Origin of the sequence: Methylosinus sporium, from assembly GCF_003113265.1 — a bacterium.
Classification (GTDB): domain Bacteria; phylum Pseudomonadota; class Alphaproteobacteria; order Rhizobiales; family Beijerinckiaceae; genus Methylosinus; species Methylosinus sporium.
Genome location: NZ_PUIV01000043.1, coordinates 1 through 20029 on the forward strand (window position 1 = coordinate 1; position 20029 = coordinate 20029).

General features: G+C 65.2%; 22 protein-coding genes. 15 read left to right on the forward strand and 7 right to left on the reverse strand.

Annotation, left to right across the window (positions count from 1 at the left end; translation table 11 throughout):
• Positions 1 to 62: 62 nt before the first annotated feature.
• Positions 63 to 545: a Holliday junction resolvase RuvX gene (gene ruvX, locus C5689_RS17330; RefSeq protein ID WP_108918493.1), complete on the reverse strand. Its 483-nt coding sequence runs from the start codon at positions 543 to 545 to the stop codon at positions 63 to 65.
• A 137-nt stretch (positions 546 to 682) separates the two neighbouring features.
• Between ruvX and gatC the strand changes: the two genes are divergently transcribed.
• From gatC to C5689_RS17370, 7 genes are all read left to right on the forward strand, one after another.
• On the forward strand, positions 683 to 970 hold the full coding sequence (gatC, locus tag C5689_RS17335; RefSeq protein ID WP_024880148.1) for an Asp-tRNA(Asn)/Glu-tRNA(Gln) amidotransferase subunit GatC: 288 nt from the start codon (positions 683 to 685) through the stop codon (positions 968 to 970).
• A 75-nt stretch (positions 971 to 1045) separates the two neighbouring features.
• The gene (gatA, locus tag C5689_RS17340) at positions 1046 to 2545 is read left to right on the forward strand and encodes an Asp-tRNA(Asn)/Glu-tRNA(Gln) amidotransferase subunit GatA (RefSeq protein WP_108918494.1); all 1500 of its coding nucleotides are present in this window, start codon (positions 1046 to 1048) and stop codon (positions 2543 to 2545) included.
• Positions 2542 to 2892, forward strand: a complete 351-nt coding sequence (locus C5689_RS17345; protein WP_024880146.1) for a chorismate mutase — start codon at positions 2542 to 2544, stop codon at positions 2890 to 2892. The genes gatA and C5689_RS17345 overlap by 4 nt, the downstream gene beginning before the upstream one ends.
• Positions 2893 to 2904: 12 nt before the next feature.
• Entirely contained in the window at positions 2905 to 4668 is a 1764-nt protein-coding gene (locus C5689_RS18290; protein WP_146188418.1) for a hypothetical protein, read from the forward strand.
• 263 nt (positions 4669 to 4931) lie between these two features.
• Positions 4932 to 6407, forward strand: coding sequence for an Asp-tRNA(Asn)/Glu-tRNA(Gln) amidotransferase subunit GatB (gene gatB / locus C5689_RS17355; protein ID WP_108918496.1), 1476 nt, complete (start codon positions 4932 to 4934; stop codon positions 6405 to 6407).
• A gap of 358 nt (positions 6408 to 6765) precedes the next feature.
• Positions 6766 to 7092 carry a hypothetical protein gene (locus C5689_RS17365; RefSeq protein WP_108918498.1) on the forward strand — a complete coding sequence of 109 codons (327 nt, stop codon included), beginning with the start codon at positions 6766 to 6768 and terminating at the stop codon, positions 7090 to 7092.
• On the forward strand, positions 7067 to 7426 hold the full coding sequence (locus C5689_RS17370) for a histone (protein WP_108918499.1): 360 nt from the start codon (positions 7067 to 7069) through the stop codon (positions 7424 to 7426). The genes C5689_RS17365 and C5689_RS17370 overlap by 26 nt, the downstream gene beginning before the upstream one ends.
• 204 nt (positions 7427 to 7630) lie before the next feature.
• Here C5689_RS17370 and C5689_RS17375 read toward each other — a convergent pair whose 3' ends face one another.
• The gene (locus C5689_RS17375; RefSeq protein WP_108918500.1) at positions 7631 to 7921 is read right to left on the reverse strand and encodes a hypothetical protein; all 291 of its coding nucleotides are present in this window, start codon (positions 7919 to 7921) and stop codon (positions 7631 to 7633) included.
• Positions 7922 to 8368: 447 nt separating this feature from the next.
• On the opposite strand from C5689_RS17375, the gene hemB reads away from it, so the two are divergent.
• A complete protein-coding gene (gene hemB, locus C5689_RS17380) occupies positions 8369 to 9394 on the forward strand; it encodes a porphobilinogen synthase (RefSeq protein ID WP_108918501.1) in 1026 nt (341 codons plus the stop codon).
• 15 nt (positions 9395 to 9409) lie between these two features.
• Here hemB and C5689_RS17385 read toward each other — a convergent pair whose 3' ends face one another.
• Positions 9410 to 11941 carry a hypothetical protein gene (locus C5689_RS17385; protein ID WP_108918502.1) on the reverse strand — a complete coding sequence of 844 codons (2532 nt, stop codon included), beginning with the start codon at positions 11939 to 11941 and terminating at the stop codon, positions 9410 to 9412.
• Positions 11942 to 12318: 377 nt separating this feature from the next.
• Here C5689_RS17385 and C5689_RS17390 point away from each other — a divergent pair, with 377 nt between their 5' ends.
• Positions 12319 to 12642 (forward strand): DUF1036 domain-containing protein, encoded by a 324-nt coding sequence (locus C5689_RS17390; RefSeq protein ID WP_425293406.1) that lies wholly within the window; start codon positions 12319 to 12321, stop codon positions 12640 to 12642.
• 45 nt (positions 12643 to 12687) lie between these two features.
• The gene (gene pyk, locus C5689_RS17395; RefSeq protein WP_108918515.1) at positions 12688 to 14121 is read left to right on the forward strand and encodes a pyruvate kinase; all 1434 of its coding nucleotides are present in this window, start codon (positions 12688 to 12690) and stop codon (positions 14119 to 14121) included.
• A gap of 6 nt (positions 14122 to 14127) precedes the next feature.
• Here the strand turns inward: pyk and C5689_RS17400 are convergent, their stop codons facing one another.
• On the reverse strand, positions 14128 to 14619 hold the full coding sequence (locus tag C5689_RS17400; RefSeq protein WP_108918504.1) for a GNAT family N-acetyltransferase: 492 nt from the start codon (positions 14617 to 14619) through the stop codon (positions 14128 to 14130).
• 2 nt (positions 14620 to 14621) lie between these two features.
• Positions 14622 to 15413, reverse strand: coding sequence for an inositol monophosphatase family protein (locus C5689_RS17405; protein WP_108918505.1), 792 nt, complete (start codon positions 15411 to 15413; stop codon positions 14622 to 14624).
• Between the two features lie 209 nt (positions 15414 to 15622).
• On the opposite strand from C5689_RS17405, the gene C5689_RS17410 reads away from it, so the two are divergent.
• Both C5689_RS17410 and rcdA read left to right on the forward strand, forming a co-directional pair.
• Positions 15623 to 15841 (forward strand): hypothetical protein, encoded by a 219-nt coding sequence (locus tag C5689_RS17410; RefSeq protein ID WP_146188419.1) that lies wholly within the window; start codon positions 15623 to 15625, stop codon positions 15839 to 15841.
• Positions 15842 to 16181: 340 nt separating this feature from the next.
• On the forward strand, positions 16182 to 16718 hold the full coding sequence (rcdA, locus tag C5689_RS17415) for a protease adaptor protein RcdA (protein WP_167398743.1): 537 nt from the start codon (positions 16182 to 16184) through the stop codon (positions 16716 to 16718).
• 114 nt (positions 16719 to 16832) lie between these two features.
• On the opposite strand, the gene rpmE is transcribed toward rcdA, so the two are convergent.
• Together rpmE and cpdR are read right to left on the reverse strand one after the other, a co-directional pair.
• The gene (gene rpmE / locus C5689_RS17420; protein WP_108918516.1) at positions 16833 to 17063 is read right to left on the reverse strand and encodes a 50S ribosomal protein L31; all 231 of its coding nucleotides are present in this window, start codon (positions 17061 to 17063) and stop codon (positions 16833 to 16835) included.
• A 97-nt stretch (positions 17064 to 17160) separates the two neighbouring features.
• Positions 17161 to 17535 (reverse strand): cell cycle two-component system response regulator CpdR, encoded by a 375-nt coding sequence (gene cpdR / locus C5689_RS17425; protein WP_108918517.1) that lies wholly within the window; start codon positions 17533 to 17535, stop codon positions 17161 to 17163.
• Positions 17536 to 17746: 211 nt separating this feature from the next.
• Between cpdR and C5689_RS17430 the strand changes: the two genes are divergently transcribed.
• The 3 genes from C5689_RS17430 (at position 17747) to C5689_RS17440 (ending at position 19980) form a co-directional block, all read left to right on the forward strand.
• Positions 17747 to 18670, forward strand: coding sequence for an N-formylglutamate amidohydrolase (locus C5689_RS17430; RefSeq protein WP_108918518.1), 924 nt, complete (start codon positions 17747 to 17749; stop codon positions 18668 to 18670).
• Positions 18671 to 18690: 20 nt separating this feature from the next.
• Positions 18691 to 19530 carry a histidinol-phosphatase gene (hisN, locus tag C5689_RS17435; protein WP_108918508.1) on the forward strand — a complete coding sequence of 280 codons (840 nt, stop codon included), beginning with the start codon at positions 18691 to 18693 and terminating at the stop codon, positions 19528 to 19530.
• A gap of 72 nt (positions 19531 to 19602) precedes the next feature.
• Complete coding sequence (locus C5689_RS17440; protein ID WP_108918509.1) at positions 19603 to 19980, forward strand: ComEA family DNA-binding protein; 378 nt, start codon at positions 19603 to 19605, stop codon at positions 19978 to 19980.
• The last annotated feature ends 49 nt before the right edge of the window (positions 19981 to 20029 follow it).

Genomic DNA, 20029 nt, shown 5'->3' on the forward strand with positions numbered 1-20029 from the left:
CGGCGGCTGGGGTGGCGGCTGGGGTGGCTGGGGGCGTCGCGGCTGGTGGTGAGCCAGTCGTCCTAGCCTCCCGTAGCGAGGCGCCCCAGCCTGTCTAGGGCGCCTTGCAGAATATAGGCCGCGGCCATGCGATCCACGACCTCGGCCCTTTTGGCGCGCGACACGTCCTGCGCCAGCAGCTCTCTGGTGACGGCGGCGGTGGAAAGCCGTTCGTCCCAGAAGGCGTAGGGCGTGCGGCGCATCGCGTCGAAATTGCGCATGAAGGCCCGCGTCGCTTGCGCCCGCGGGCCTTCGGACCCGTCCATGTTGAGCGGCAGGCCGACGATCAGCGCGGCGATCTCATGCTGCGCGATCAAGGCGACGAGCCGCTCGGCGTCCTTGGTGAATTTCACGCGGCGGATCGTCTCGAGCGGCGTCGCGAGGCGGCGCTCGACGTCCGACAGCGCGAGCCCTACGGTCTTCGTGCCGACATCGAGCCCGATCAGCCTGCTTTTTGGCGGCAGCAGAGCGGCGAGCTCCTCGAGCGTCTTTTGTCCGGCGGTCATGCCTATTCGCCTAGCACGACGCGCGGCATTCTGGAAATCCGGCGCGCTCGTTGCATCACGGGCGGACGCGCGCATTGCGCCCTCGAAGCTGCGAGTGGTATAGCGCGCGGGACGAAGTCGGAACGGAGCTCCATAAAATGTCCGTCGATCAGGCGACTGTCCGCCGCATCGCCCATCTCGCGCGCATCGCCGTCGAGGACCAAGAGGTCGAGCGCCTCGGCGCGGAGCTCAACGCCATATTGGATTTCGTCGCCGAGCTGTCGAGCGTCGATGTCGCGGGCGTCGAGCCTTTGACCTCCGTTCTGCCCATGCAAATGAAGAAACGGCAGGACGTCGTCACCGACGGCGGCTTCGCCGACGCCATTCTGGCCAATGCGCCGGAAAAGGACGACCATTATTTCGTCGTGCCCAAGGTCGTGGAATAAACGCCTTCCGCAAAGACGAGCGACGCCTGCCACATGCGGGCCTTTGAATAAGACACGAACGAGCGAAACGCATTCATGTCCGATCCTACGCATTTGTCCCTCGCCGAGGCGCGTGACGCGCTCGTTGCGAAGAAGCTGTCGGCGACGGAGCTGACCAAGGCCCATATAGAGGCGATAGAGAAAGCGCGCGCGCTCAATGCTTTTCTCACCGAGACGCCAGAGCTCGCGCTCGAGGCCGCGCGCGACAGCGACGCGCGCATCGCGCGCGGCGAGGCGCGCCCGCTCGAGGGCCTGCCGCTCGGCATTAAGGACCTCTATTGCACCAAAGGCGTGCGCACCACGGCGGCGAGCCGCATCCTCGACGATTTCACGCCCACTTATGAATCGACCGTCTCCGCCAATCTGTGGCGCGACGGCGCACTGATGCTGGGCAAGCTCAATCTCGACGAATTCGCCATGGGCTCCTCCAATGAGACCAGCGCCTTCGGCCCCGTCGTCTCGCCCTGGCGGCGCAAGAAGGGCGATGGCTTCGACGACGCCAAGATCGTTCCCGGCGGCTCTTCCGGCGGCTCTTCCGCAGCCGTCGCGGCGCGATTGGCGCTCGGCGCCACGGCGACGGACACGGGCGGCTCCATTCGCCAGCCGGCGGCTTTCACCGGCACGGTCGGCATAAAGCCGACCTATGGCCGCTGCTCGCGCTGGGGCATTGTCGCTTTCGCCTCCTCGCTCGATCAGGCGGGGCCGATCACGCGCACTGTGCGCGACGCGGCGATCATGCTGCGCTCCATGGCGGGCCATGATCCCAAGGACACGACCAGCGTCGATGCGCCGGTTCCCGATTATGAGGCGGCGATCGGCGCCTCGGTGAAGGGCCGCCGCATCGGAATCCCCAAGGAATATCGTATCGGCGGCGGCGCCGAGATCGATGCGCTCTGGGACCAGGGCGTCGCCTGGCTGCGCGACGCGGGCGCCGAGATCGTCGAGATTTCCCTGCCGCATACGCGTTTCGCGCTGCCGGCCTATTACATCATCGCGCCGGCGGAGGCCTCCTCCAATCTCGCGCGCTATGACGGCGTGCGCTACGGCCTGCGCGAGAAGGGCCGCGACATCGCCGACATGTATGAGAAGACGCGCGCCAAAGGCTTCGGGGCCGAGGTGCGCCGCCGCGTGATGATCGGCGCCTATGTGCTCTCGCACGGCTATTACGACGCCTATTATGTGCGCGCGCAGAAGATCCGCAGCCTCATCAAGCGCGATTTCGACGAGGCTTTCGCGGCCGGCGTCGACGCCGTGCTGACGCCGGCGACGCCGTCCACGGCTTTCGCGCAAGGCGAGAAGGGCGCGGCCGATCCGGTTGAAATGTATCTGAACGACATTTTCACCGTGACGGTGAACATGGCCGGCCTGCCGGGCATAGCCGTGCCGGGCGGTCTCGGCGCCGACGGATTGCCGCTCGGCCTGCAGCTCATCGGCCGCCCCTTCGACGAGGCGACCTTGTTCTCGCTCGCCGCGGCGCTGGAGAGCGCGGCGCCGAAGATCGAATTCCCGCAGCCCTGGTGGACAGAGGCGAAATGACGCGCAGAGCAGAGGCCGCAAAGCTCGAACCGCGCGACGAAATGTCGGACGTGCGCGCCACCATAGACGCGCTCGACGACGAGCTCGTCGCTCTGCTCGCCCGCCGCCAGCGCCAGATCGAGCGCGCCGCCGCGGTGAAACCCTCGCTCGGCATTCCGGCGCGCGTGCCCGAGCGTGTAGACGAAGTGCTGGCGCGCGTCGCCGCGGCCTCGCAACGCGAGGGGCTCGATGTTGAACTGGGGCAAGCGCTTTGGCGCGCGCTGATCGAATGGTCGATCGGCTATGAAGTTGGACTGATGGGTTCCGACGCCTCTGAGAACGGGACGCCGACGAAAATATCCGAGTGATCCGTTGGTGTCGTGGCGCCGACACTGCGTGTAAACAAGCACTTTGTTAATTCATTTATCGTCTCGATTTGCCGTCAGGAGCGTATCGTGAGGAGTTATTTTGTCATTGTCGGCGCGCTTTTTGCGCTGTCGATTGTGAGTTACAATCGCGTCATCTTGCTTTTCTCTATTATATTTGTAGTTCCCGGCGTCATCCTATTCGTCGCGAGCACTGCGTTATTTTACGCGCTCGGCGCTGGACCGGCCGCCTATTTATGGTGCTCTCAGCGACCGCGAGCCGCATTGGTTGTCGGAGTGCTTTGCGAAGCGGCGGTGGCTCTCGGCCCGGGTTACCGAGGTCGACAGGAACTCGAGGCTTTCGAAGCGTCCGCGATCACAGGAGATTTTGCGCGCGAGCCGACACTGCGCGCGAAGAGCTTCGAAATTCCCTTGGACGGGTGGGCGCCGTCCGATGATCTGGTTACGCGGTCGCCGGATTGCAGCATTCTCTGTCGGGACCTGCTGTATCGCGCGGGCGTCGAATCCGTATTCGTCGAAGCAAATGGCAGCTTGTGGCGATACCGGCTCGACTGGCGAGACCGGTGTTCCGTGCGATATCGAGACCTGCGGGAGTTTGGAGCGAGCGCTTCTGTAGATGGCAAGTGTCTGGTCGGAGAACAGGTCGCGGTCGATGGCGCCGATGTGAAACTGAGATTCGATCCTCGTCGCGATCTCATCCCGCCGGGTTTTAGCGAGAGGTCGACGTTCTGGCGGGTCGTCTTGCCGCCGCAGACATGGGAGGTCGCCGAGCGGATCGGCGACGGTTTTCAACTCGTCGAGCGACGAACGGCGATGCAGGGGGCCTATGCGCCGACGCCGCTCTATGTTTTGTTTACGCCGGAAAGCCCTGTCCCGAACGATTATCGACCGCTCGTCGCGTCGCGGCTCGCCGTCGGTCGAACAGCGGATTGGCGAGAGATCGTAAGCCGCCGCTATGGACTGAGCTTCGACAGTTCGGCGCTCGCCGAGCGCCCCGTAACCTTCGCCGAAGTGGACGCTGCGAGGCGCGTGCTGACGCGCGCCTCGGGGAACGACAATGATCTTTCCCGCGACGACTTGGCGCTGGTGCGTCAAGTCGCCGAGAAGGTGGTGAGGCAGTCGTCCTTCGGTCCCGACGATACGGATTTTTTGCGGATGCTCCTGCGGCACCCGCTTCTCGATGGAGCAAAATTCGATCTGGGCGCCGTCGATGTCGGGCGCCATGCGTCTGCCTGGCGCGATTTGTTGCCAGACATTGTCTCGCTGTTCGAAACGCCATCTTCCGTGGGCGATCATGATTTCCGGCGGGTCATGAGCAGCGTGCTGGAGCAGTTGCCACGCGCGGCGCTCCGTATCTATCAGTCGCGCTTCGAACGAATTTTGTCGGACCCGTCTCGAGCACGCGATTTGCCCGGAGTCGTTCGTCGCTGGGGTGAAGTTTCCGACATGCCGAAGCCTGTGTTGCTTCGTCTGCTCGAGGATGAGGGCGTGCGAGGGGCAGCGATGGTCGGTCTCTGCCGGATCGCTCTGCCGCATGATGACGAGATCGTCGAAAAGCTCTTCGACCTTCTTCCCCGTATGAGGCGTTTCGATTTCGCGGCCGGTGACGCGAGCGGAGTAGCCACCCTCCTTCTGGCCGGCGAACGCCGTCGACTGCAGGCGTTATCGACCTCTTTCGCCGACGTCGAGGGCGCTCGGGAACTCTCGAGCTTGCTGAAATGGATAGAGGCCGAAGCGCGCATAGTTCAATGCGGCTGACAAGGCAGATCGCCCGACGATGACCGGTTTCTCGATGAACATTGGGCGAGTTCTGGCAAATTGGGCGAATCTAGGCAAACAAGCGTCGGCGCGGCGACGTGTCTAGGGTCGGGCGAAGCTCTCGAGGTCCTCGGGGCGCAAATCTTCGCGGGCGGCGGACGCCTGCGCGATCGACGACGCGGAAAACTTCCGCGGCCGGCGCTTTCGGCTATAATCCCCGCCGACATTCAGCGAGCATCTCGCCGCAAGCCTTCGAGGACGCCATGACCGCAGCCGTTTCCCCCAATCCCGCGAAGCTCATCAAAGGCGCAACCGGCGACTGGGAAGTCGTCGTCGGCATGGAGATTCACGCCCAGGTGACGAGCAAGGCCAAGCTCTTCTCCGGCGCTTCCGCCGAATATGGCGGCGAGCCCAACGACCATGTCTCGCTCGTCGACGCCGCCATGCCGGGAATGCTGCCGGTCATCAATGAGGAATGCGTCAAGCAGGCCATTCGCACCGGCCTCGGCCTGCAAGCGCAGATCAATCTGCGCTCCGTCTTCGATCGGAAAAATTATTTCTATCCCGATCTGCCGCAGGGCTATCAGATTTCCCAGTACAAGCATCCGATCGTCGGCGAGGGCGAGGTCATCGTCGATGTGACGCCGACCGAGCGCATCACCGTCGGCATCGAGCGTCTGCATCTCGAGCAGGACGCCGGCAAGTCCATCCACGACCTTTCCGCCACCGAGAGCCATGTCGACCTCAACCGCTCCGGCGTCGCGCTGATGGAGATCGTCTCCAAGCCGGACATTCGCTCGGCGGAGGAGGCGCGCGCCTATGTCTCCAAGCTGCGCACCATTCTGCGCTATATCGGCTCCTGCGACGGCAATATGGAGCAGGGCTCGCTGCGCGCCGACGTGAACGTCTCCGTGCGCAAGCCCGGCGCGCCCTTCGGCACGCGCTGCGAGATCAAGAACGTCAACTCCATCCGCTTCATCGGCCAGGCGGTGGAGGTGGAGGCGCGCCGCCAGATCGGCATTCTCGAGGATGGCGGCGTCATCGCTCAGGAGACGCGCCTCTTCGATCCCGGCAAGGGCGAGACGCGCTCCATGCGCTCCAAGGAGGAGGCGCACGATTATCGCTATTTCCCGGACCCCGATCTGCTGCCGCTGGAATTCGATCAGGCCTATGTCGACGCGCTGAAGGTCGAACTGCCGGAGCTGCCGGACGAGAAGCGCGCACGCTTCGTCGCCGATTACGGCCTGCCGCCCTATGACGCCGGCGTGCTCGTCGCCGAGCGCGCGAGCGCGGACTTCTTCGAGGAGGCGGCGAAAGGCCGCGACGCCAAGCTCGTCGCCAATTGGGTGATCAACGAGCTGTTCGGCCGCCTCAACAAGGAAGGGCTCGACATTACGCGTTCGCCCGTGTCCGCGCAGGCGATCGGCGCCATCGTCGATCTCATCTCCACCAGCGTCATCTCGGGCAAGATCGGCAAGGATCTGTTCGAGATCGTCTGGCAGGAGGGCGGCGATCCGCGCGAGATCGTCGAGACGCGCGGCTTGAAGCAGGTGACGGACACCGGCGCGATCGAGAAGGCGATCGATGAGATCATCGCCGCCAATCCGGACAAGGTCGCGCAAGCCAAGGCGAAGCCGACCATGCTCGGCTGGTTCGTCGGCCAGGTGATGAAAGCGACTGGCGGCAAAGCCAATCCGCAAGCCGTCAATGATCTGCTGAAGAGCCGTCTCGGCGTCTGAGACGCTTCCGATATAGCCGAAACTCGAATCACGACGGAGTCGATTCGATCGAATCGACTCCGCGCGAAGGCCGCAGCGAGGCTTTCGCGAAGGCCATCGCGCGCGCTGCGCACAATTTTTTTTTCATGCGTTCCGCGACGCCGCCGGAGCGTGCGCGACGGCTGCGCGAAGCGCGGCGCCGACGTCCTCGCACATGCGTCGAGACTTGCGATCGGATCGACGAGAGAGCGTCGGCGACAGCATGAAACGAAAGCGCGAAATCTCCTTCGGTCACGCGGGCGTTGTCGCGCGCATGTCGGTATCGAGATCGAACGCGTCCTAGTTTTTGAAGAAAAACAATAGATTGAATGGTTTCCTCATGGGCCGCGCGCGGCGCGTCGCGGCGACGAAGATGCAGCTTCGCCATTGCGCGACGCGCTTTTCGGATATGGCCGGGATCATTGTCGTCACGCCGCGAATGCGCGGTGTCGCGCGCTTCGTCGATGTGCGCTTCGACGTCGCGCGCATGGCGCATTCGCGCTTGTTTCGCGATTTGCGACATCGTTTTCGCGAGCAATTCGTGAAAGCGCCACTTGAACGACTATTTAACCACGTTACGCTATTGCCGCCTATTGTCGGTCATAGCGACATTCCGACGATATGGATCAAGGGGACTGAAGATGGCGAAACCAACGACGAAGCGTAAGCCTGCGAAAAAGGCGGCCGCGAAGAAGGGTGCTCGTAAGACTGCGACCAAGAAAGCGGCGACCAAGAAAGCCGCGACCAAGAAGGCCGCCGCCAAGAAGGCCACGCGGAAGGTCGCGCGCAAGGCCGCTTCGAAGAAGGTCGCTCGCAAGACCACGCGCAAGACGGCGACGAAGAAGCGCGTTGCGACGAAGAAGCGCGTCGCCACGAAGAAGCGCACCGCTACGAAGAAGACCGCGACGAAGAAGGCTGTGCGCAAGGCGCCAGTCAAGCGTCGCGCTCCGCGCAAGCCCAAGGAGACTCCTCCGGCGCCGGAAAGCTCGGAAGCGGTCTGACGAAAGACCCGCGGACGAAACGCGTTCGCCATGCGCAGTCGAACTCTCGCATCGTGAACGCGTTTCGCAGCCATTTTCTCGCCCGGGCCGGCTCGGCCCGCGCTTCTCTCGACATCGGCGCGCGATCTCTCTCCGGCGCGCTCTGCTAGTCGGCGCCCGCTGTTTCCGGCGTGCTGTTTCGGCGGGAGATGCGGCTTCAGGCCGTCAACGGGTCAGGCAACGCGTCGCGAATTCGCGCCAGCTCGTTCCCGCCGTTCGACCTTCCTGCCTGATCTTCATCCATTGCGTCGCGCATTGGCGCATACGCTCGCGCGAGGCGCGCGGCAGCGATGGCGGCGGCGTCGATGTGTCGAGCGGCGGCAATTCCTGCGGCATGGCCGGCGGCGCCTCCATCGCCGGCGGCTGCGGCGCGCGCTGCTCGGGCGGACGCTTCGGGGGCGTGGGCGCGCGCGGCGCGCGGCGCGCCGCCTGTTGCGGACGATCGGCGGATGGCATCGGCCGAGGCGCGGCCACGGCCAGGGTCGCGAATGCGCATAGCGAGGCGAGGATCGCCGCATAGGCGCTTCGCCGCCGAGAGGAAGCGCCGGGCTCTCTTGCGATCACTCGTTCAGCCATCGGCTCCCATTGATGCGTCGCGTGTGACGACGGCTCTTGGAGTCTTTCCGTGTTTCATTGAAACGCGGAAAGACTCTAGGCCTTTTGTTTTGACGCGTTTCCAACGCCGAACCGGTGTCCACATCGGCTGGAAACGCTCTAGACCGGAACGCTGTGGGGCGTCAATGTTGGGCGATTTCGCGGCTTGTTTCGCGGTCTTCCCATTGTTGCGAGCGGCGTGTTACAGCGTTGTTCGATCCAATTGGATCGAACAACGCTCTCGTTTCCGTTCGGTGCAGAGCGCTCTCGCCGCGGTTTCGGCTCCCACGGGCCGCGCTGGAGGTCGATATGGATTCTCCTGAAAACAAGCTCGCCGCCTCTTCCGCTCGGCTCGCGCTCACCGCGCGCCCGCGCCGCAATCGCAAGAGCGAATGGGCGCGCCGTCTCGTGCGCGAGACGCGACTCTCCGCCGACGATCTCATCTGGCCGCTGTTTCTGCTCGATGGGGCAGGGCGCTGCGAGCCGATCGCATCCATGCCCGGCGTCTATCGCTATTCGATCGACACGGCGCTGGAGGCGATCGAGGAGGCGGCCTCGCTCGGCGTGCCGGCGGTGGCGCTCTTTCCCAACACCGATCCGGCGTTGCGCGATCCGCATGGCTCGGCCGCGCTCGATCCGGAAAATCTCGTCTGCCTCGCCTGCTGCGCGATCAAAAGAGCGGTTCCGGGCATAGGCGTCATCACCGATGTCGCGCTCGACCCCTATACGAGCCACGGTCATGACGGGCTGCTGGTCGGCGATGAGATCGTCAATGACGAGACCGTCGCCGTGCTGGCGGCGCAGGCGGTCAATCAGGCGCGCGCCGGCGCCGATATCATCGCGCCCTCGGACATGATGGACGGCCGCATCGGCGCGATCCGCGCCGCTCTCGACGCCGAAGGCTTCGAGAGCGTCCAGATCATGAGCTACGCCGCCAAATACGCCTCCGCCTTCTATGGGCCGTTCCGCGACGCCATCGGCACCAATAAGACTCTGCGCGGCGACAAGCGGACCTATCAGATGGACCCCGCCAACAGCGACGAGGCGCTGCGCGAAGTGGCGCTCGATCTCGAGCAGGGCGCCGATATGGTGATGGTCAAGCCGGGAATGCCTTATCTCGACATTGTGCGCCGCGTCGTCGACGCCTTTCATGCGCCGACCTTCGCCTATCAGGTGTCGGGCGAATATTCGATGATCGAGGCCGCCGTCGCCAATGGCTGGCTCGACGGCGAGCGCGCGATGATGGAGAGCCTCACCGCCTTCAAGCGCGCGGGCGCGGCCGGCGTTCTCACTTATTACGCGCCGCGCGCCGCCGCTCTGCTGCGCCGCGGTTGACGCCGCGGCCGCCCGTCACCACTCGGCCTTCACCAGCGGCAGCTTCTGCTTCAGCCGCGTGATGAGGTCGGTCAGGCTCCGGCGATTGGTCTTGTCGCAGAGCTGCGCGTCGAGATCGGCCTGCACCGATTGCGACAGCCACCAGCTCATCGAGACCTTGGACATGGACAAGGTCTGGCCCTCGAAGCGCGCGCATGTCTTGTCGAGCAGCGGATCGTCGCCGCCGTCGGCGACCAGCACGGGCTGCACGCGCACGCCGATCTGGAAGAAGCTCGCGGTCATGTCGCCGGCGTAGCGGTCGGTGTCGGCGTTCATCTCGACGAGGCTGCGCTGCGCCAGCGCGGCCTGTTCCGCCGCATGGCCGGCGCGCGTCGCCAGCAGAGCGTCGACCGGCGCGGCGACGAGGCCGAAGAGATCCGAAACGAAGCCGACTCCCGTCGCGCCGAGCCGCGGCGTCCCCGCCGCGCGGGGCGGCAGCGTGTTGTCGGTCAGCGCGCCCACAGGATCGTTCTGCACCCAGAGGATCAGCGGTGTGATCCCCTCATTCTTGAGCGCGCGCGCCACATCGAGCGCCGAGGCGAGGCCGGCGTTGTCGAAATAGCCGCCGTCGACGATGCGGTCGCCATGCGTCGCGTCATTCTTGGCGCGCAGCGTTCCCGCCGGCGAGATGACGGGGAAGCGCGCGCTGAGCAGCGCCGCGGTGGAGAGAAGAATGTCGGGGCCGTCGCGCAGCGCCGCGACGTCCTTGTCGCCCTGCGCTGCCGCGGGGCACATATCGCCCCGCGGCGATTTGCAGGGCGTCGAGATCATCTCGAAGAAATCATAGGCGGCGGGATAGAGCGGCGCGCGCGAATTGGTCGCCGGGGCGGGGCGCGTCGAAACGAGATCGGTTCCGATGATGCGCGCTCCGCTGTCCACCGACGTGCCGTTGAGCAGCAGCAGCGGCGCCCATTTGCCGGCCGGCGTCGCCCGCGCATAGCCCAATTTGCGGCACATGCCGGTCGCAGCGCCATTGGCGCAGGGCTCGCCGGTCTGGATCAGCTCGCCGGTCCAATAGTCGTTTTTATAGGCCGGGTTGGTCACGAAATCATAGTGACGCTCCCAGGATTTCTCGAGCAGAGCGGCGCGATCCTCCATCCAGCTCTCCTCGCCCACGAAAAATTTGCGTGGCGAGAAATTGTCGCGAAAGCCGAGGCCGACGAAAGCCGGCGAGAGATAATCGCCGGCGACCAGCAATTGCAGACAATTGCGCCAGCTCGTCGTCGGATCGCGGCCCTCATGGGCGCCGACCCAGACGCGCGCCGTATTGACGCAGGGCGGTGTCGCCACGCCTTTTTCCGCGACGTCGGCGAGAGCGGCGCGGAAAATCGCCGAGCCGAAGGCGCCGCCGGAGACGCCGGAGAAAGCGAAGACGCGACGTCCGGGCGAGGTCAGCGTTGGCGCGTCGTGGAGATCGCCGTCGCGATCGATCAAATGGCCGATGACTGTCGCCGCCATATAGGCGGCGCGGCTCGCGCCGCCTTCCGCCGCGACGATGAGCGCCGGCGGACATTCCGTCTCGGTGCAGCCATTGGCGGCTTTCCAATTTTTCACCGCCGCGGCGATGTCGATCTGCCGCTCCTCCTTGGACTGCGCGCCGGCTGTCACGGGCAGGGGCTCGGGCAGGGTGCGCACATCGTCGAGACGTGTGTTCGCGGCCGTGATCGCGGCGGCGAACAGGACCGCGATCAGCAGCAGTGGGCGGCCTGTCTCATAGCCCTTGCGCACCAGCCAGCTCGCACCCAGCACTAGGCTGCCCAGCAGAAAGGGAACCAGCAGCGCGCGCGGCGCATGATCGGACAAGAAGAACGGCCAAATCAGCGCCGAGACGAAAACCGCCATGGTGGCGTGCAGAGAGACGGAGGTCAGCAGGCGCAAATCCATGTTGGCGCCGATGAATTTGGCGATGCGCCGGCGTTTGACGACAAAAAGGACGAAAGCGGCGGCGGCAGCCGCGTCGAGCGCCAGCAGCGCATTGATCTGATCGCGCGTCGCCGTCGCCTCTTGCAGAATGGCGGCGTTCTCGATCGAGGCCTGCGCGCCCATGAGGCCGAGCGCCACTGCGACGAATGGTATGAGCCCGAGAAGTCGCGGCGTCCAGGAAATGACGCGGCCGAAGCGTCGATGAACATGGTCGCGCACCGAACGAATGTCGTTGTCGCGCATCTCGACGCGCAGCAGATAGGGGATCATCCAGGCCGAATCGGCGTCGTCGAGCACGCGGCGCGCGCCGTAATGGACCGGAAAAGCCCAGACCAGGAATATCGCGGCGAAGACCGAGAGCCAATAATGCGCGCCGTAGAACAAAGCGTCGAAGGAGCGGTCGGCGAAGAGATTTTGCGCCTGATCGACGAGGCCGAAGAGCAGCAGGCCGGCCAGCGCGCTGGCGACGCTCACCCGGCAGGCCCAGAGAATGCGCATTATCCAGTAGAAGTCCGTCTTCCATTGCGGGGCCGGCGGCGCGACCTCCTGGTGAAGCTCTGTTTTCGTCTCGAGCAATTGCGACATGATGCGCTCCATCGAAAAAATCTTGTCGGAACCACGACGGTTCCGCAGGAAATCCTGTCTCGAAGTTTACGCTAGGCCGCGACGGTGACAAGACGGTCACGCCAGCGGCGCGCGGCGCGGCGGGGCTCGGTCCGCCGGTTCGGCTCGGCTCGGGCGGTTCGGTCGGGCGGCTCGGTCGGGGTAGACAAAGCGGCCGTCCCGTGGTTTGGCTGTGTGAGCGCCGGGCCGCCGGCCCGCGTCGCCGCTCTTCGATCTCTCTCGCGACTGTCTTTCCTATGTCCGGCCGCACGACTCGCCTTGTGATCATTTCGTGTTGTCTTTGCGCTATATCCGCGGCGAGGGCGGATTTTCGCCTGTGCAACAACACGACCAGCAGGGTGAGCGTGGCCTTGGCCTATACGGATGGACGCAATTGGCTGTCGGAAGGGTGGTGGAATTTGCACGCCTCCGCCTGCGAGACTTTGTTGCGTGGACCACTCGCGGCGCAGTACTACTACGTATATGCGATGGACGAGCGCGGCGGAGAGTGGAAGGGCAAGGCGTTCATGTGCACGCGCGATCACGAGTTTCGCATCGATGGGCGGGACGATTGTTTCGCGCGCGGCTTCGACCGCACGGGATTCTTCGAGATAGACACAGGGCGCGACGCCAAGAACTGGACGGTGCAGCTCACCGATCCGACGCCGTCCTCGACGCAATGACGAGGATGGCCGCGCGGCTCTGACAAAAGAGGATTGGGCGAGAAAATGAGAAGGTTGCGGCGCGTGAAGATCATCGCGACGCTCGGTCCGGCGAGCGTCGAGAAGACCGTCGTGGCTGGCCTGTCGACGGCCGGCGCCGATGTGTTTCGGATCAATATGAGCCACACCGATCATGCCGGGCTCGCCGCCTATGTGCGCATGATCCGCGAGATCGAGGCCGAGACCGGCCGCGCCATCGGCATATTGGTCGATTTGCAGGGACCCAAGCTGCGCATCGGCGCCTTCGCAGACGGGCCGGTGCATTTGCGCAAGGGCGATCATTTCCTGCTCGACGCCGATCCGACGCCGGGCGACGCCACCCGCGTGCAGCTTCCGCATCCCGAGATTCTGCAGGCGCTGAAGGTCGGCGACGCCATTCTGATCGACGACGGCAAGGTGCGGCTGCATGTGGTCGAGACGTCGGACGTCATGGCCCGCGCCGTCGTCGACATCGGCGGCCGCGTCTCCAATCGCAAGGGCGTGAGCCTGCCGGACACGGATATTCCGATCACCTCGATGACGCCCAAGGACCGCGCCGATCTCGACGCGGCGCTGATCGAGGGCGTCGATTGGGTGGCGATCTCCTTCGTGCAGCGCGCCGAGGATGTGCTCGAGGTCAAGCGCGTCGTCGGCTCGCGCGCGCTGGTCATGGCCAAGATCGAGAAGCCGCAGGCCATCGCGCGGCTCGACGAAATCATCGAGCACGCCGATGCGCTGATGGTGGCGCGCGGCGATCTCGGCGTCGAAGTGCCGCTCGAGAAAGTGCCGAGCCTGCAGAAGCGAATCACTCGCGCGGCGCGCCGGCTCGGCAAGCCCGTCGTGGTGGCGACTCAAATGCTGGAATCGATGATTTTGGCTCCGCTGCCGACCCGCGCCGAGGTCTCCGACGTCGCCACCGCCGTCTATGAGGGCGCCGACGCCGTCATGCTCTCGGCCGAGAGCGCCGCCGGCCAATATCCGATCGAGGCCGTGGCAACGATGAGCCGCATCGCGGAAGAGGTCGAGACCGACGGGGTCTATCGCTCCATCCTCAACGCCCAGCGCAATGCGCCGCCCAATCCGACCGCCGCCGACGCAATCGCCGTCGCCGCCCGCGATGTGGCCGAGACGCTCGACTCCATGGCCATTTGCGCCTGGACCGCCTCCGGCGCGACGGCGCTGCGCATCGCCCGCGAGCGGCCGCGGCCGCCGATTCTGGCGCTGACGCCCAATCGTGACACCGCCCGCCGGCTGGCGCTGGTGTGGGGCGTCCATGCGCTCGAGACTCAGGACGCCCGCGACGTCGAGGATATGGTCGACCGCGCCTGCGTCAATTCCCTCCGCGAGGGCTTCGCCTCGCCCGGCGATCGCGTCATCATCGTCGCCGGAATGCCCTTCGGCTCGCCGGGCGCCACTAATATGGTGCGGCTGGCGCTGGTCGGCGAGGAGGGCGGGGTCTGAGCCCGCTCAGGACTTCGGCGCGCCGTCCGTGGTCCATTCCATGATCGAGGTGGGCCGGCCCGAGAGGCTCGGCCCGCCTTCGGCGATGCGCATGAAGCCCTCGCGCTCGTAGAAGGCGACGGCGCGTCTATTGTCCTGATTGACGTCGAGCCGCAGCCGCGCGGGCGAGAGGCTGCGCGCCGCCTCGATCAGCGCCTCCGCGGCGCCGGAGCCGAAACGGTCCGGGCGCACGCAGAGCTGGTCGAGCCAATGCGTTCGCGGATCGACAGTGACGAAGCCGATGAGCGCGCGCCCGGCGCCCTCGAGCAGCAGCAGCGTTTGCGCGCCGCTGCGCTCGAGCTGGACGAGGCGATCCCGCAGCCAGTCGCGGCGCGCCTCGAAATCAATGTCCGCATAGGTCGTCCGCCAGGCGGCGACCCAGAGATCGAGAAGCGCCGGCCAGTCCGAATCCCGACGCGCGACGATGCGTGGGGCGATGATCGGTCCGCCGCCGCTCATGCTCAGGCCTTGCGCACAGTGTCGAGCAAGAGGCGGTGGATCGCCTCATTGCCGGCGCAGATCGCACCCTTGGGCAGCATGTCGGAGCCGCCGTCGAGATCGCTGACGAAGCCGCCGGCCTCGCGCACCAGCACGATTCCCGCGGCTATGTCCCAGGGCTTGATGCCGCGCTCCCAATAGCCGTCGCAGCGGCCGGCGGCGACCGAGGCGAGATCGAGCGCGGCCGCGCCCATGCGGCGAATATTTCCGGTCTTGGCCATGACGGCGGCGAGCTCCGTCTGGAAACGGGCGTGGCGGGCGACCGCGGCGAGGGGTGGGATGCCGCAGGCGACGAGTGAGTCGCTCAGCCCCTTGCGCGAGGCGACCCTCATGCGCCGATTGTTGAAATAGGCGCCCTGACCCTTCTCTGCGACGAACATGTCGTCGGTCGCCGGATTATAGACGACGCCGGCGACGAGCTGGCCCTCCCGCTCGAGCCCGATCGACACTGCGAAAACGGGAATGCCGTGGAGGAAGTTGGAGGTGCCGTCCAGAGGATCGATATGCCAGGTGTGGGTCTTGTCGCTGCCCTCGACGGCGCCGCTCTCCTCCATGAGAAAGCTGTAGCCCGGACGGGCGCGCGACAATTCCTCGAAGACGATCTTCTCGGCGCGGCGGTCGGCGGCCGAGACGAAATCGCCGGGGCCCTTCACGGACACCTGCAGATTCTCGACCTCGCCGAAGTCGCGCTTCAGGCTGCGCCCCGCCTTTATGGCTGCGGCAGTCATAACGTTCATCAAAGCGGAGCGGATCATGGAGTCCTGAGGAAAATCGCGTGGGGGAGGAGGAGCGAGGCCTCAAATGACAGGCCGGCGGCGGGCGCGTCAAGCATCATGCGCATTTCGTCGTCCCGGCTTTAACCAGCGATAAACCCTGCCGGCTACGCCTGTCGTGGCCTTCACCGTTTCGAAAGCGCTGTTTTGCCAGAGTGAGGCCTTCGGCCGCGTCGATGGAGATTATGCCCGTGCCGTTCGAAACTGTGGACATCGTCGAGACGAAAGGCGGCTCGCGCGCGCGGAGCGGCCGACCGACGCCCTCGAAAGGCCAATTGCTGCGCGTCGGTCTGATGTTGGCGATCGCCGCGCTCTGCGTCGCCTCCCTCGAGGCCGGCCTCGGACGAAGGGTCGCCGGGGCCGAGCGCGCAGCCGCGCCACAGACCTCCGGCAAAACTGTGAGAACTTGAGCTAAGCCACGAATATACGACGGCTTTTCAACTGTGCTCCGCCTCGGAACAGCGGAGTGTTCGAGCGACGGTTAAAGCAGATCGATAAAGCTGGATATTTCATTTATTTAAACAGCTGATCTAATATTCTGCATCAGCATTGGCGGCCTTGAAGCGAGCGGGCCGCGGCTGCCGCGCGAGCGCGCCGCTCACCGTGAACTGAGGTATATTACGTACGGACTCGAAGATTAAGGTTAAGCAAAACCTAATAAGGCGCGCCCCGCATTTTTGCGTTACATAGGGATCCATTGGAGCGGCGCGTATCGATCGCCGCCGTTCGAGCGTTCGAGAGCGTCGTATGATGGGGCAAGCGTCGGATTCGGTGGGAAGCGTTCAGACGACGGTCTCCTTCGTGGAGAAGCTGGCCGGGTCTGAGGCCTTTGGGGCCATGTTTCGCGAGGGCATGGCGCTGGTCGAGGAGGCGGCCGGCTATCTCGACGGCGCCGGCCGGGACGACGCCAAATCGCTGCCGCGCCCGGAGGCGCTCGCTTATGCGGCCGAAAGCATGAGGCTGACGACGCGGCTGATGCAGATCGCCTCCTGGCTGCTGCTGCAGCGGGCGGTCAATCAGGGCGAGATCACGAGAGCCCAGGCCGCGAGCGACAAGCACAAGGTGCGGCTGTCGCAGCAGGAGCTGGCGTCGAACCCGGACGTCTTCGCCCATCTGCCGCAGAAGTTGCGCGACCTCGCCATTCACTCGCTGCGCCTGCAGGCGCGCGTGATCCATCTCGATCAGCTGATCTACGGGTCCGAGGCGGGCTATCCGCCAAATCGCGCGGAGAGTCCGGTCGAGGCGCAGCTCCGGCGCCTGCGCAACGCCTTCGCTCCAGGCCTTTGAGGGCTCGGAATCGTCCAACCGGCGTCCGCTTCGGCTGGAGACGCTTTCAAACGAAAAAAGCCGCGCTCGAGAAGCGCGGCTTTTTTTTTTATGGCGCCGGCGTCGGCCGGGCGCTCACTTCTTGCCGAAAGACATATTGCCGAAGCGCGAGTTGAAGCGCGACAGGCGGCCGCCGCGGTCGAGCAGCTGCGCGGAGCCGCCGGTCCAGGCCGGATGCGTCTTGGGGTCGATGTCGAGATTGAGCGTGTCGCCCTCGGAGCCCCAGGTCGAGCGGGTGAAATATTCCGACCCGTCGGTCATCACGACCCTGATCGTGTGATAGTCGGGATGGATTTCCTTTTTCATCGTCATTCCTCGAAATGAGAGCCGCGCCGACGCCGGCGTTTGGCGGCGCTCATAGCGCATGGCGCGCAAAGGAGCAAGCGCGCGGCGCGTGGATCTGTCAGGCGGCGAGCAGGCGCTGCACCTCGTTGACGAGGTCCTTGAGGTGGAAAGGCTTGGAGAGGATTTTCGCCTGGCGCGGGGCCTGATTGTCGGGATTGAGAGCGACGGCCGCAAAGCCCGTGATGAACATCACCTTTATGTCGGGGTCGAGCTCGGTGGCGCGGCGCGCGAGCTCTATGCCGTCCATCTCCGGCATGACGATATCGGTGAGCAGCAGCTCGAACGGCTCCACGCGGAGCTGGTCATAGGCGGAGAGCCCATTGTCGAAGGACGTCACCGAGAAGCCGGCCGTCTGCAGCGCGCGCACCAGAAAGCGGCGCATATCGGTGTCATCCTCCGCCAGCAGGATTTTTGCGGCAATCTTGTCGGTCATATCGCTCCTCGCATGTTCTATGACATAAGGGCGCATCTGGGTAAAAATCGGGTGAAAATAAGGACCCGCTCACGCCCTGCCGGGAAATTCTGGCCCTTGTTTCGCATGAACCGAAATTTTCGGGAATATGCGCGCCGAAGAGTCTATGCTGCTCGACCTCGATAGGTGCGTGGGCGGGGGCGACGAGAGTGAGAGCGATGAGGCGCCGACGATGAGCAATGACGAGCGGGCCGCGAGCCCCACGCCCGCCGATCCCGAGCTCCATGTTCCGTTCGAGCTGGTCGAGCCCGCCGAGCTCTCCTCGCCGCTGGTGTTCTCCTCGCCGCATTCCGGCGACATCTATCCGGCGAGCTTCCTCGCCAGCTCGCGGCTCGACATTTCGAGCCTGCGCCGCTCGGAAGACGCGCATGTGCACGAGCTCTTCGCCCTCGCGCCGACGCTCGGGGCGCCGCTGCTCAAAGCCAATTTCCCGCGCGCCTTTCTCGATCTGAACCGCGAGCCCTATGAGCTCGACCCGCGCATGTTCGAGGATGCGCTGCCCGAATTCGCCAATACGCGCTCGCTGCGCGTGGCGGCGGGCCTCGGCGCCATTCCTCGCGTCGTCGCCGACGCCCGCGAGATCTATTCCGGCCGCCTGCGCGTGGCCGAGGCGCTGCATCGCATCGAGAGCCTGCACAAGCCCTACCACGCCGCTCTGCGCTCGCTGATGGAGCGCGCCCGCGACAAATTCGGCGCGGCGCTGCTCGTCGACTGCCACTCCATGCCCTCCAGCGTCGCCAAGGAGAGCGCCGCCGGCCGCGGCGAGAAGCGCAAGCCGGATTTCGTGCTCGGCGATCGTTTCGGCGCGAGCTGCTCGGGGGACATCGTCGAAGCCCTGGAGGCGCGGTTGCGGCAATGGGGCTATCATGTGCAGCGCAATCGGCCCTACGCCGGCGGCTATATCACCGAGCATTACGGCAAGCCGGGCTCCGGCTGGCACGCGGTGCAGATCGAAATTTCGCGCAATCTCTACATGAACGAGGCCGATCTGCGCCGCAATCTCGATTTCGATCTGCTGGCCTCCCGGCTCGGCGAGATCGTCCGGCTGCTGACGCAGACCTTCGGCCCGCGCGAGCAACGCGCCGCCGCCGAATAATCTCACCGCCCGGAGAGGCAATGACCGCCGTCGATTTCGAGAAATTCGTCGAACGCCTCGCCGACGCCTCTGGCGAGGCGATCCTGCCCTTTTTTCGCACCAGCCTCGCGGCGGAGGACAAAGCCCCCGGCGGCGCCTTCGATCCGGTGACGGAGGCCGATCGCGCCGCCGAGATCGCCATGCGACGGCTCATCGAGTCGACCTTTCCGAGCCATGGAATCATCGGCGAGGAATTCGGCGATCTCCGCGCCGACGCCGAATATGTCTGGGTGCTCGATCCCATAGACGGCACCAAGAGCTTCATCTGCGGCCTGCCGCTGTGGGGCACGCTCATCGGCCTCCAGCATCGCGGCCGGCCCTGCTACGGGCTTATGCACCAGCCCTTCACGCGCGAACGCTTCTCCGGCGATGGCGAGGCCGCCTATTGGCGCGGGCCGGCGCGACATCACCATGTCGAGCCCAGCTGGAAGGCGCAGCCGCCCGCGCCGACCGAGGAGCGTCGCAAGCTGCAGACGCGCCCCTGCGCCACGCTCGCCGAGGCGACATTGATGACCACCTCGCCGAGGCTCATCGACGAGCGCCTCCGCGATGATTTTTTCCGAGTGGAGGCGCAAACTCGGCTCTCGCGCTATGGCGGCGATTGCTACGCCTATTGCGCGCTGGCCGCCGGACATGTGGATTTGGTCATCGAGACCAATCTCAACCCTTACGACATTGTCGCGCTGATCCCGATCGTCGAAGGCGCGGGTGGCGTCGTCACCACTTGGGACGGCGGCCCGGCCGCGCAGGGCGGCGCGATCATCGCCGCGGGCGACAGACGCGTGCATGAGGCCGCGATGCGGGCGCTCTCTGCGGGATGACCGCAGCCGCCGCCTCTCGACCGCGCCTCGACGAGACGCTACCCTCTCGGCGTCCTTATTCGAGGTATCGTCATGCGGAATATTTTGCGCCTTTGCCTTCTCGTCCTTCTCTCGACCTTCGCCGCCGCCGCGCTGGCGCAGGCGCCTGCGACCTCCATCGCCAAAGTGGGCAAGAGCGCGCCCGCCCAGCAGCAGCCCGCGACGCCGGCGCCCGAGCCCGCCAAAGAGTCGCCAGCCAAAGACGCCGCTCCCAAGCCGGCGGAGCTTCTCGACATCAACTCGGCGACCAAGGAGGAACTGGACGCGCTGCCCGGCATAGGCGAGGCGCGCTCCGTGGCGATCATCAAGGGGAGGCCCTATAAGGGCAAGGACGAGCTCTATCAGAAGAACATCCTCCCCAAAGGCGTCTATGAGAAGATCAAGGACAAGATCATCGCCAAGCAGAAGTGAGCGCGCCCCGCGCGGTTGTGGTTTGCAGCGAATTCTGATCGCTCGAACG